This is a genomic window from Bradyrhizobium sp. AUGA SZCCT0176 (genome assembly GCF_018130145.1).
In the GTDB taxonomy this organism is placed as follows: Bacteria; Pseudomonadota; Alphaproteobacteria; order Rhizobiales; family Xanthobacteraceae; genus Bradyrhizobium.
Genome location: NZ_JAFCMB010000001.1, coordinates 780,857 through 793,237, shown reverse-complemented (window position 1 = coordinate 793,237; position 12,381 = coordinate 780,857). Strand labels below are relative to the sequence as shown.

General features: G+C 63.9%; 13 protein-coding genes. 10 read left to right on the top strand and 3 right to left on the bottom strand.

Translation table 11 applies throughout. The features are described from left to right. Positions 1-218 precede the first annotated feature (218 nt). The 9 genes from JQ600_RS03655 (at position 219) to arfB (ending at position 10,335) form a co-directional block, all read left to right on the top strand. On the top strand, positions 219-1,202 hold the full coding sequence (locus JQ600_RS03655) for a bifunctional riboflavin kinase/FAD synthetase (RefSeq protein WP_212390372.1): 984 nt from the start codon (positions 219-221) through the stop codon (positions 1,200-1,202). Then, the gene (locus JQ600_RS03650; RefSeq protein WP_212390371.1) at positions 1,199-1,753 is read left to right on the top strand and encodes a sugar O-acetyltransferase; all 555 of its coding nucleotides are present in this window, start codon (positions 1,199-1,201) and stop codon (positions 1,751-1,753) included. The genes JQ600_RS03655 and JQ600_RS03650 overlap by 4 nt, the downstream gene beginning before the upstream one ends. Before the next feature lie 192 nt (positions 1,754-1,945). Then, entirely contained in the window at positions 1,946-4,954 is a 3,009-nt protein-coding gene (gene ileS / locus JQ600_RS03645; RefSeq protein WP_212390370.1) for an isoleucine--tRNA ligase, read from the top strand. A gap of 181 nt (positions 4,955-5,135) precedes the next feature. After that, positions 5,136-5,633, top strand: coding sequence for a signal peptidase II (gene lspA / locus JQ600_RS03640; RefSeq protein ID WP_212269341.1), 498 nt, complete (start codon positions 5,136-5,138; stop codon positions 5,631-5,633). 122 nt (positions 5,634-5,755) lie between these two features. Next, positions 5,756-6,466, top strand: coding sequence for a hypothetical protein (locus tag JQ600_RS03635; RefSeq protein ID WP_212390406.1), 711 nt, complete (start codon positions 5,756-5,758; stop codon positions 6,464-6,466). A 152-nt stretch (positions 6,467-6,618) separates the two neighbouring features. Continuing rightward, entirely contained in the window at positions 6,619-8,010 is a 1,392-nt protein-coding gene (locus JQ600_RS03630) for a M16 family metallopeptidase (protein ID WP_409363323.1), read from the top strand. Beyond that, positions 8,007-9,380, top strand: coding sequence for a pitrilysin family protein (locus tag JQ600_RS03625; RefSeq protein WP_312011064.1), 1,374 nt, complete (start codon positions 8,007-8,009; stop codon positions 9,378-9,380). The genes JQ600_RS03630 and JQ600_RS03625 overlap by 4 nt, the downstream gene beginning before the upstream one ends. A gap of 152 nt (positions 9,381-9,532) precedes the next feature. After that, positions 9,533-9,769 carry a hypothetical protein gene (locus tag JQ600_RS03620; RefSeq protein WP_212269344.1) on the top strand — a complete coding sequence of 79 codons (237 nt, stop codon included), beginning with the start codon at positions 9,533-9,535 and terminating at the stop codon, positions 9,767-9,769. A gap of 146 nt (positions 9,770-9,915) precedes the next feature. Beyond that, complete coding sequence (gene arfB, locus JQ600_RS03615; RefSeq protein WP_212269358.1) at positions 9,916-10,335, top strand: alternative ribosome rescue aminoacyl-tRNA hydrolase ArfB; 420 nt, start codon at positions 9,916-9,918, stop codon at positions 10,333-10,335. 126 nt (positions 10,336-10,461) lie between these two features. Here the strand turns inward: arfB and JQ600_RS03610 are convergent, their stop codons facing one another. The 3 genes from JQ600_RS03610 to JQ600_RS03600 form a co-directional block, all read right to left on the bottom strand. Further along, a complete protein-coding gene (locus JQ600_RS03610; RefSeq protein WP_212269345.1) occupies positions 10,462-10,758 on the bottom strand; it encodes a hypothetical protein in 297 nt (98 codons plus the stop codon). A 213-nt stretch (positions 10,759-10,971) separates the two neighbouring features. Continuing rightward, positions 10,972-11,505, bottom strand: coding sequence for an RNA polymerase sigma factor (locus JQ600_RS03605; protein ID WP_212390368.1), 534 nt, complete (start codon positions 11,503-11,505; stop codon positions 10,972-10,974). Continuing rightward, positions 11,502-11,708 (bottom strand): DUF2892 domain-containing protein, encoded by a 207-nt coding sequence (locus JQ600_RS03600; protein ID WP_212269347.1) that lies wholly within the window; start codon positions 11,706-11,708, stop codon positions 11,502-11,504. The genes JQ600_RS03605 and JQ600_RS03600 overlap by 4 nt, the downstream gene beginning before the upstream one ends. Before the next feature lie 250 nt (positions 11,709-11,958). Here JQ600_RS03600 and JQ600_RS03595 point away from each other — a divergent pair, with 250 nt between their 5' ends. Continuing rightward, positions 11,959-12,354 (top strand): VOC family protein, encoded by a 396-nt coding sequence (locus JQ600_RS03595; RefSeq protein ID WP_212390367.1) that lies wholly within the window; start codon positions 11,959-11,961, stop codon positions 12,352-12,354. Positions 12,355-12,381 lie beyond the last annotated feature (27 nt).

The window sequence follows — 12,381 nt, the reverse complement described above, 5'->3', positions numbered from 1 at the left end:
CCACTAAATATCGGCAGGCCTGCGCGACCCGCAGTCCTCGCCCCACCCCTAGCATCAAGGCGTTAAACAGCGCGTTAATCGGGCGCGGGTGGATTGCCTCGGTTTTGAACCAAAGCCGTCCGGCTTGACTTCGCCCGCGCGCCCACGTCACGGTCCGGCCGCGCGCATCGCGGCCCAATGCCTTTTTAATCCGCAAGAATCCTGCAAGAATCCGTCACATGACAACTGGTTTTACCGTTATTCGAGACACCACCCCCGCCGCCGACATCCCCAAGGGGGCGGTGGTCGCCATGGGCAATTTCGACGGCGTCCATCTCGGTCACCGGGCCGTGATTGCCGCTGCGCTGAACATGGGGCGCGCCCACGGAAAACCCGCTTTTGCGGTGACCTTCGAGCCGCATCCGCGCAGCTTTTTCAGCCCGAACAGCCCCCAATTCCGCCTCACGGACGAGACCAACAAGCTACGGCTCTTGGCCGCCACCGGACTCGCCGGCGCCGTGGTGATGACCTTCGACAAGGGCCGCGCCGGAACATCGGCGCAAGATTTCATTCACCATGACCTGATCGGCCGGCTCGGCATCAGCGGCATCGCGGTCGGCTACGACTTCCATTTCGGCAAGGGCCGGGTCGGCTCGCCCAGCCTTCTGGTCAGCGAGGCGCCGCGGCTCGGGATCGAGGTCGACGTCCAGGCCCATGTCGACATCGCCGAGCGGCCGGTGTCGTCCAGCGCCATCCGAATGGCGCTGGCGGAGGGCCAGATCGACGACGCCACCGCGATGCTGGGCGGACCGTGGTTTGCGACCGGCGAGGTGATCCATGGCGAGAAGCGCGGCCGCGACCTCGGCTATCCCACCGCCAACATCCGCCTCGACAAGAATTGCGCGCTCAAGCACGGCATCTATGCGGTGCGGGTCGGGCGCGGACAAGGAAACGATCAGGTGCGGCTCAACGGCGTGGCGAGCTATGGCCGCCGCCCGACCTTCGACAATGGCGCGCCGCTGCTGGAAGTGTTCCTGTTCGACTTCAAGGGCGATCTCTATGGCGCGGTGCTCGACGTCGCCTTCATCGCCTTCATCCGCGATGAACTTAAATTCGACGGCATCGAGGCGTTGATCCGCCAGATGGACGACGACAGCGCCCACGCCCGCGCGGCCCTCGCAGCCGCACCCGACGCGTTTCCGACGCTTGGAGTAATCGATTGAGCAGAAGCGAAAAGCAAAAGATGCTTGCGGGCGAATTGTATCGCCCCGACGCCGAACTCGGCGCCGAACAGGCGGTCAACAAGGCCTGGCTGGTGCGCTACAACGCGGCACTGGCACAGCCGGTGTCGGAACGGCACGCGCTGCTCTGCGAACGCCTCGGCCATGTCGGCAAGGATGCCGTGATCCGGCCGCCGTTCTTCTGCGATTTCGGCTACAATATCCGCATCGGCGACGGCGTGTTCATGAACTTCAACTGCGTCATCCTCGATGTCGTCGAGGTCTCAATCGGCGACCGCACCCAGATCGGGCCCGCCGTGCAGATTTACGCGGCCGACCATCCCCGCGACGCCAGGACACGGCGCGAAGGCCTCGAATTCGGGCGCCCGGTCCGGATCGGCAGCGACGTCTGGATCGGCGGCGGTGCCATTATCCTGCCCGGCGTCAGTATCGGCGACGGTGCGGTGATCGGCGCCGGCAGCGTGGTCACGCGCGACGTCGGCGCTGAAGTGACCGTCACCGGAAACCCGGCAAGGCCGAAACGGTCGTCCTGAGATGCGGGCCCTGCGGGCCTTTGCGATTTCCGCTTCCGGCTGCTATGGAAAGCCCATGTTTGCGCGGCGCACCATCCCCATTAGCGGCCCGGCTTCCGCCTGAGCTTTGGCTCGGCGCAAGACCGGGATTTCCCCGTTTACCCCGCGAATGACCAGCGTATCTCGCGCCCTTTGAGCCAAACCAGAGCATTCATGTCCGAAAAACCGCAAAAGTCCGAAAAGTCCGAAGGACCAGACTATTCCAAGACCCTGTTCCTGCCGCTGACGGAATTCCCGATGCGCGCCGGCCTGCCCAAGCTCGAGCCGGAAATCCTCAACCACTGGAACAAGATCGGTCTCTACGAGAAGCTGCGCGAGGCCGCCGACGGGCGACCGAAATTCGTGCTGCATGACGGCCCGCCCTACGCCAACGGCAACATCCATATCGGCCACGCGCTGAACAAGATCCTCAAGGACGTCGTGACCAAGAGCCAGCAGATGCTCGGTTTCGATTCCAACTATGTGCCGGGCTGGGACTGTCACGGCCTGCCGATCGAATGGAAGATCGAGGAAGAGAACTACCGCTCCAAGGGCAAGCCGAAGCCCGACTTCCGCGACTCCACGGCGATGGTGGCGTTCCGCAAGGAATGCCGCGCCTATGCGACGCACTGGCTCAACGTGCAGCGCGAGGAGTTCAAGCGGCTCGGCATCATCGGCGACTGGGATCATCCCTACGCCACCATGAGCTATCCCGCCGAAGCCCAGATCGCGCGCGAACTGATGAAGTTCGCCGCCAACGGCACGCTCTATCGCGGCTCCAAGCCCGTGATGTGGAGCGTGGTGGAGAAGACCGCGCTCGCCGAGGCCGAGGTCGAATATGAGGACTACACCTCGGATACGGTGTGGGTGAAGTTTCCGGTGACCTCGCCGGCGCATGGCGCGCTGGCCAACGCGTCCGTCGTGATCTGGACCACGACGCCATGGACGCTGCCCGGCAACCGCGCCATCAGCTTCTCGCCGAAGATCGCCTACGGTCTGTTTGAGGTCACCGATGCGCCCGCGGACAATTGGGCCAGGAACGGCGACCTCCTGATCCTCGCCGACGCGCTCGCCGAGAGCGTGTTCAAGCAGGCGCGCGTGACGGCTTACAAGAAGGTGCGCGAGCTGCCGGCCGACACGCTCGACGCGGTGGAATGCGCCCATCCGCTGAAAGGTTTTAGCGGCGGATACGAATTCACCGTGCCGCTGCTGCCCGGCGACCACGTCACCGACGACACCGGCACCGGCTTCGTGCATACCGCGCCCGGCCACGGCCGCGAAGACTTCGACGCCTGGATGGCGAACGCGCGCGAACTCGACAGCCGCGGCATCAACACCGCGATCCCCTATACCGTCGACGAGAACGGCGCCTTCACCGACCACGCCCCGGGCTTTACCGGCAAGCGCGTGATCAACGACAAGGGCGAAAAGGGCGACGCCAACGAGGCCGTGATCAAGGTTCTGGTCGAACACGGCAAGCTTCTGGCACGCGGCCGCCTCAAACATCAGTATCCGCATTCCTGGCGCTCGAAGAAGCCGGTGATCTTCCGCAACACGCCGCAATGGTTCATCGCGATGGACAAGGACATCGCTGATAACGGCAAGGCCAAGCCCGGCGATACGCTGCGCGCCCGCGCGCTGCATGCGATCTCGGTGACGCAATGGGTGCCGCCCGCCGGGCAAAACCGCATCAACGGCATGATCGCCGGCCGCCCCGACTGGGTGATCTCGCGCCAGCGCGCCTGGGGCGTGCCGATCGCGGTGTTCGTGCGCGAGAAGGGCGACGGCTCCGCTGAAATCCTGCAGGACGAAATCGTCAACCAGCGCATCGCCGAGGCTTTCATGGAGGAAGGCGCCGACGCCTGGTACATGGACGGCGCCCGCGAACGCTTTCTCGGATCCCGCGCGAACGAAGACTGGAAGAAGGTCGACGACATCTGCGACGTCTGGTTCGATTCCGGCTCGACGCACGCTTTCGTGCTGGAAGACCGCCAGAATTTCCCCACGCTCGGCAACATCGTCCGCAAGGTCGATGGCGGCGAGGATACCGTGATGTATCTGGAAGGCAGCGACCAGCATCGCGGCTGGTTTCATTCCTCGCTGCTGGAAAGCTGCGGCACCCGCGGCCGCGCGCCTTACGACGTGGTGCTGACGCACGGCTTCACGCTGGACGAGAACGGCCGCAAGATGTCGAAATCGCTCGGCAACACCGTCGAGCCGCAGAAGGTGATGAAGGATTCCGGCGCCGATATCCTGCGGCTCTGGGTCTGTTCGACCGACTATGCCGACGACCAGCGCATCGGGCCGGAAATCCTGAAAAATACCATCGAGACCTACAAGAAGCTGCGCAACTCGATCCGCTGGATGCTCGGCACGCTGCACCACTTCAACCCCGATGACGCGGTCGCGCATGAGGAGATGCCGGAACTCGAGCGGCTGATGCTGCATCAACTGGCGGGACAAGCCGCGATCGTGCGGCAGGCCTATGCCGAGTTCGATTACAAGACGGTTGTCGCCAGCCTGTCGGCGTTCATGAACACCGAATTGTCGGCGTTCTATTTCGACATCCGGAAAGACGCGCTGTATTGCGATGCGCCGTCCTCGCCGGTGCGCAAGGCGGCGCTGACCGCGATCGACATCATCTGCGACGCGATCCTGAAATGGCTGGCGCCGGTGTTGAGCTTCACGACCGACGAAGCCTGGCGGATGTACCGGCCGGGCGCCGCGCCGTCGGTGCACCTGACACTGTTCCCGACGGATCTGGGTTCATTCCGTGACGATGCTCTGGCCGCGAAATGGGAAACCATCCGCGACGTCAGACGCGTCGTCACCGGCGCACTCGAACTCGAACGCGCCGCCAAGAACATCGGCTCGTCGCTGGAAGCTTCGCCCCTGGTCTACGTGTCGGACAAGGCGATCTTCAACACGCTGTTCGACGTCGATCTGGCCGAAGTGTGCATCACCTCGAACGCGATGGTGACCAACGACGACGCGCCGGCCGCGGCCTTCACCCTCGCCGACGTTCCCGGCGTCGCGGTCGTGGTCGAAAAGGCCGTCGGCACCAAATGCGCGCGGTCGTGGAAGATCCTGCCGACCGTGGGCGAGGACGCCGAATATCCCGACGTGTCGCCGCGCGACGCGCAGGCGCTGCGGGAGTGGAAAGCGCTGGGAGTTACCTTCTGACTGCGTCGTCCCTGCGAACGCAGGGACCCATAACCCCGGGCGTCCGAGATAGATAAAGGAAGATGACCCAGAGTCTTTCCAACATGATCCGACACGGCGACGCGATGAGCGCTATCGCGCTCACGCTAGGGGTCCCGGCCTTCGCCGGGACGACGGCAGAGTTTGTGTCGGGCACGTCACCATGAGCCCTCACCTCCGCCCCGGGATCATCGCCGCCGTCGCAGCCCTGGTGCTCGACCAGGCCTCGAAACTCTGGCTGCTGTTCGTGTTCGATATCGGCCGGCGGGGAGCGGTGAAGGTGACGCCATTTTTCGATCTGGTGCTGGCCTGGAATGTCGGGATCAGCTTCGGCTGGTTCCAGAACGACGGCTTCCTGGCCCAGGCCATCCTGACCGCGATCAAGGCGGTGGCCGTGGTCGTTCTGGCGGTCTGGATGGCGCACTCGCGCAATTGGCTGGCCACCGTGGCGCTCGGCCTGATCATCGGCGGGGCTGTTGGTAACGCCATTGACCGGATCGCCTATGGCGCGGTGGTCGATTTTGCCCTTTTCCACGTCCAGATCGGGGGAAATACCTTCAATTGGTACGTGTTTAACCTTGCGGATGTGGCCATTGTTGCCGGGGTAGCAGCCCTATTGTATGATTCCTTCCTGGGGGTACCCGCCGCAAAAGCGCCCTGATCCCGGTCGATACGAGCCGTACGTTGGCGGCTCCTTGGCGGTAATATTGCCTTGCAAACTCGGGATTGCGTCGCAAGGCCAGCCCGGCAAGTTTTGCGGAAATTTGAATGGGAACGAGCGCAATGCGCGAGACCGAAGCCAGCTTCTGGATGGTGCAGACAACCTCGCTGACGCGGGCGATGCGGTTCGCCGCCATTGCCCTGGGCGTCGGCCTCGTGATGGCCGCCGGTCCGGTGCGCGCGGCCGATGACGATGACGAAGACGACAGGACCTTCGAGGAAAAGATCATCGGCAACATCATGAGCGGCCTCGGCGGCACGAACATGGAAAACAGGGGCATCGAATACCGCGAGCGTTCCCCGCTGGTGGTACCCCCGAAACTCGATCTGCCGCAGCCGGCCGGCTCCTCGGCCGCAGCGAATGCACCGAACTGGCCAAAGGATCCGGACGAGGCGCGCCGCAAGGCTGCGATCGCGGCCCGCAAGAAAGACAACAAGGATCCTGCCCTGTCGGCCCGTGCCCTGACGCCATCCGAACTCAATGTCGGCAGGACCAGCGCGCCCGTCCGCACCAACAACGATCCGGTTCAGCCGGGCACCAACCAAAACAACCCACTGCTGAGCCCATCGCAGCTCGGCTATGAAGGCGGCTTGTTTGGCATGTTCAAAGGCAACAAGTCCGAGACGGCGGAGTTCAAGGGCGAACCGCCGCGGCAGTCGCTGGTCGAGCCTCCGTCCGGATACCAGACGCCCTCGCCGAACTTTGCCTACGGAACCGGGCCCAAGGAATCGCTGAACAAGACGTACGACGTCATGACGGGCAAGGAACGCTGACGCCAATTTCGGCTCCGCGCCCTCACCTGTGAGGACCGCTGTTGGTACGGCCAGGCGTTTGCTCTCTGGATCGTGACATCAGGCGTGATACGCGCGGTATACGATGCCGCGGCTTTGTCCCGAACGCTTAGGTTCGGGCTTCCAGATAGGTCATGATGTCCCCACATCGCTTTGCCGTTTCGCTCGCTGCCGTTTTGATTTCGACAATCGCTTTTTCCCCCGGCGGCGCGCCGGCCCAGACCACGGTGACGTCGGAGCGTCCCGCCAGCTTCACGCTTGGCAACGGCCTGCAGGTGGTGGTGATCCCCGATCACCGCACCCCCGTAGTGACGCAGATGATCTGGTACAAGGTCGGCTCCGCCGACGAGACGCCGGGCAAATCGGGACTGGCGCATTTCCTCGAGCATTTGATGTTCAAGGGCACTGCCAAGCATCCCGCCGGTGAATTCTCTGAAACCGTGCGCCGGATCGGCGGCAACGAAAACGCCTTCACCTCGGTCGACTATACCGGCTATTTCCAGCGCGTGCCGCGCGACCAGCTCGGCCGGATGATGGAATTCGAGGCCGACCGCATGACCGGCCTCATTCTGAAGGACGAAAATGTTCTGCCCGAGCGCGACGTCGTGCTCGAGGAATACAACATGCGGGTCGCCAACAACCCGGACGCGCGGCTGAACGAACAGATGATGGCCGCGCTGTATCTCAACCATCCCTATGGCCGCCCCGTGATCGGCTGGCGACAGGAGATCGAGAAGCTCGACCGCGAGGACGCGTTGGCGTTCTACAAGCGCTTCTACGCGCCGAACAACGCCACCCTGGTGATTGCCGGCGATGTCGACGCCAAGGAGGTCCGCCCGATGGTAGAGCACGCCTATGGCGCGGTGCCTGCACAGCCGGCGATTCCCGCGCAGCGCATTCGTCCGCAGGAGCCGGCACCCGCCGCACCGCGCACCGTGACGCTGTCCGATCCGCGCGTCGAACAGCCCGGCCTGCGGCGCTATTACCTCGTTCCCTCCTCGACGACCGCGGCCGCCGGCGAAAGCCCGGCGCTCGACGTGCTTGCGCAACTGATGGGCGGCGGCTCCAACTCCTATCTCTACCGCGCGCTGGTGATCGACCGCCCGCTCGCGATCAACGCCGGTGCCGGCTATCAGGGCACCTCGCTCGATCCGTCGCAATTCTCGATCTCGGTCTCGCCGAAACCCGGCGTGGAGTTCTCGGCAGTCGAGCAGGCGATCGACGACGTGATAACGGACGTCATCCAAAATCCCGCCCGCGCCGAGGATATCGAACGGGTCAAGACCCAGCTGATCGCGGAGGCGATCTACGCGCAGGACAATCAGGCGACGCTGGCGCGCTGGTATGGCGGCGCGCTCACCACGGGCCTGAGCATCGAGGACATCCGCAGCTGGCCTGATCGCATCCGCGCCGTCACCGCCGAACAGGTCCGTGACGCCGCCCATAAATGGCTCGACAAGAAGCGTTCGGTGACGGGTTACCTGATCAAGGACCCCACGCCGAAACGCGAGGAGAAGCGCTCGTGATCCATTTTTCGATTGGCGCTCGGCGCTTCACATCAACCATTGCCGCCCTCGCGGCACTGCTGTTGCTGACCCCGGCACCATCGCACGCCGCCGCGAAAATCCAGCGCCTGGTGTCACCCGGCGGCATTGAAGCCTGGTTCGTGCAGGACGCCACCGTGCCCCTGATCGCGATGGAATATGCCTTCCGCGGCGGCTCGAGCCAGGACCCGGCCGACAAGCCCGGCACCGGCAACCTGGTCGCCGGTCTGCTCGACGAAGGTGCTGGCGATCTCGACTCCAAGACCTTTCACGAGCGGCTTGACCGGCGCGCCATCGAGCTCAGCTTCTCATCGACGCGGGATTATTTCCGCGGCTCGCTGCGCATGCTCAAGGACAACAAGGACGAAGCCTTCAACCTGCTGCAGCTGGCATTGACCTCGGCGCGTTTCGACGCCGCCGACGTCGAGCGCATCCGCGCGCAGGTGATCTCCAGTCTGCGGCGCGAGACCACCAACCCCTCCTCGCTGGCGAGCCGCAAGTTCCTGGAAGTCGCGTTCGGCGATCATCCCTATGGCCGTCCGTCCAACGGCACGCTGGACAGCGTGCCCAATATCGACGTGTCGGACATGAAGGCCTATGCCGGCCGCATCATCGCCAAAGACACATTGCGGATATCCGTGGTGGGCGATGTCGACGCCGACACGCTCGGCAAACTCCTCGACAAGACGTTCGGCGGATTGCCAGCCAAAGCCAGCCTGACGCCGGTCGCCGAAATCCAGGCCGCCCAGCCGCCGCAGCGCGCCTTCGTTCCGCTCGACGTGCCGCAAACCGTGGTCATGTTCGGCGGCCCCGGCATCCGTCGCCATGATCCGGATTTCATGGCCGGCTATGTCGTGAACCATATCCTCGGTGGCGGATCATCGTCGCGGCTTTACAGGGAAGTCCGCGAAAAACGCGGGCTGGCTTATTCGATTTCTGAATCCCTGCTCTGGATGGACCGCTCCGCCTTGTTCGTAGGCAATACCGGCACCCGCGCCGACCGCGCCGGTGAAACGGTCGACGCCATTGAAAAGGAGATCCGCCGTATCGCCGAGGACGGCCCGACCCAGAAGGAACTGGACGAGGCCAAGTCCTATCTGAAGGGCTCGCAGATGCTGGCGCTCGACACCTCCTCGAAGCTCGCCGCGGCGCTGCTGCAATACCAGCTCGACAAGCTTCCTATCGATTACATCGAACGGCGCAACGCCCTCGTCGACGCCGTGACGCTCGACGACGCCAAAAAGGCCGCACAGCTGCTGTGGGGCAAGGGCCTGCTCACCGTGATCGTCGGCCGCGCCCCGCAAGCTGCCGCCCAGCCGGCCGTTGCTGCGCCGCCGCCGAAAGCGAACTAGACCCTGCCTCGCACAGAGATTCCTGTCCCGGACGCGGTTGGGTCGAAACAGCCGGTAGGCGTCTGTTTGGAGGTAGGTGGACAGGCTCCGCAGGTATAGGGTCGCTGCGGCATCGGTGCCTATGCGGCGACCGATTCCGGGGAGCGAACATCATGACAATTCGTTTGATCGGACCGCTGCTATGCGGCAGCTTGCTCATGCTCGTCACAACCACGGCCGGCTTCGCGGTGGAAAAGAAGGGGCCGACGACATCGCAAGAGCCGGTCGCGCGGGCAACCACTGTCAAGAGCAGCAAGTCGAACACCAGCGACCGCATGGGCGGGGGCGGAGGCGCGAAGGGTGGCGGCACCCAATCCATCACCGGCCAACCGGGCGGGACCAAAAGATAAGGCACTTCCGCCGTTGGCGATGAAAAATTGACGCCGCCTCGGTTAGCCGAGGCGGCACCCAGGGCAGCGAACGCATCTTCCTTCAGCGCCGCGCGCAAAACCGCTATCTTGTGCCCACCGATTCCTTCTTCTTTCCCGGTGACGCCATGCTGCGGATTTCCCGCGACCTCACGATCGACGAAAACGACATCGAGATCGACTTCGTCCGCGCTTCGGGTCCGGGCGGGCAGAACGTCAACAAGCTCTCGACCGCCGCGCAATTGCGTTTCGACACGCGCAAGATCACGCTGCCGGAAGACGCCGCTCTGCGGCTCAACCGGCTCGCCGGCCAGCGCATGACCAAGGAAGGCGTGATCGTGATCCACGCCCAGCGCTTCCGTACCCAGGAGCGCAACCGCGCCGATGCCATCGACCGCCTGCTCGAACTGTTGCGCGAAGCCATGGTGAGGCCGGTGCCGCGGCGCGCGACCAAGCCGACTTTCGGATCCAAACAACGGCGGCTGGAGGGCAAGAAGAGCCGCAGCGACGTCAAGTCGAAGCGCGGCGCGGTGCGCTTCGACGACTGACGGAGTTTGCGGCGAGCATTGGTCTGCTGCGCCAGAGCTTCGGTTCTGATTGAGTCAGAAAAAACTCCGGCCGACGCGCGACCGGAGTTTCCGAGTTGTAAGTGGAACCTGCTGAAGCGCGCGGTACTAGTAGCGCTTGCCGCCGGTCGCGGTATCGCCGGCTGCACCGCCAGTGCCCTTGGCCGCGCCACTGCCGGCGCCGACGGTGCCCTTCGCACCGGTCTTCGCGGCCTTCTGTCCGGCCGCGCTCGGCTGTGCATTGAGTTCCTCGTCGTCGGTGGCCGACGTCCCGCCCTGCATCTGGCTCTTGCCCTGCACGCCGCCGCGGATCTTGCTATCGGACGAGGCACCCTGCGCCAGCACGGGACCGGCCACCATGGCCGAGATGGCAAGCGCGATCGCCGAGGTTTTCACTAACTTCATTCAGTTCTCCTGGGTTTGATTCACGATGAGCGGTTCTGTTGTTCCATGCGCCATCCGTCCGGGGCTGCTCATCGCGTTGAGCGATTTGTCACGAACGGCGCACGCCGCCAGACAATCCGCGCCGTGTGGTCTTCGTTTAGGGATTTCGGGGCAATTTCGCGAAAACTTGGCCACGGATCGACCCAATATGCGGCATGTGGAACTGTTGTTGTGTCAGTCGCGAATCAAATATTCCCGGATCATGATCCGCGCGCGGTGAATGCGCGCCTTGACGCTTTCGCGGGTCAGGCCGAGCACGCCGGCGATCTCGTCAATCGACAATTCCTCGATGTCGCGCAGCAGGATCACTTCGCGATAATGCTCGGGCAGCGACTGGATGGCGCGCGAAAGATCGATGCGAAGGTCTTCAGGACGCCAATGCGCCAGACGCGCCTCGGTGTCTTCCGCCGGCGCGTCGGTCATTCCGATCGACCGGCGCAAGAGCCGCAGACAGGCGCGCCGCGCGACCGCGAACAGCCACGCCGAGAACGACGTCACCGCCCGCAGCGTTCCGACGCGCCGGTAGAGCAGCAGCAGCGTTTCCTGAACCGCATCATCAATGTCGGCCGCGCGGCAATTGCGCGCCGCATAGCGACGGATATCGGGCTGCGCCGCTGATATCAGCGACACCAGCGCATCGGCGTCCCCGCCCCGCGCCGCCTCGATCAGTCCGGGATCGCAGCGGCTTGCTCGGACAAGCGCATTCATGGCGAGGGCAGCCGGCGGCCGACCATGGCGCACATCGGGCAGAATCCGAAGAATCCGGTCGCGATCGCGACCGCTCCGGCAGCGGCGATCGCATAGCCAGCCATCGTGCCCGGCATCGCCATCAGCCCATAGGCGATCATCATGATGCCCCCGATACCCCGCATCGCCCGCTCCCAGCCCGGCAGATTCTTGCGATAGAACATTCTAGCTCCTTTGATTTCACGAGAGAACTCATGCGTTCTCGTGTCATAGAGCCGCCCCGCCGGGCTTCCGGTTCGCGGACTGGCAAGTTTTTTTAGCACCCCGATCTCGCCCGTTGCTGGAACCCGACCCGCAGCATGGCCGCTTTTGTTCTGCCGTGAAACAGCCCGCTACTACCACCGCTTCCGGACAGCGACCTAAATTCTGTGCACGCGAATGGCCATCATCGCCTGCCCAAAGGAGCTGAACTGAATGGCAAAACCCGTTCATTCGATGATCCGCGTGCTCGACGAGGCGAAGTCGCTGGACTTTTACGCGCGCGCCTTCGGGCTCGAAGTCGCCGATCATCTTAAGTTTCCGGATTTTGCGCTGATCTATCTGCGCCATCCCTCCTCGCCCTTCGAGGTCGAACTGACCGTCAATTACGATCGCAAGGAGCCCTACTCCCTCGGCGATGGCTACGGCCATCTCGCCGTTGTCGTCGACGACGTCGATGCCGAACATGCCCGGCTCGAACAGGGAAAACTGTCGCCCGGACCGCTGCGCGACTTCAAGCATGACGGCCGGACGCTGGCGCGCTTTTTCTTCGTCGCCGACCCCGACGGTTACAAGATCGAAGTGATCCAGCGGGGTGGCCGCTTCGGTTAGTCGCAATCAATAAACGTTCAATGGAGG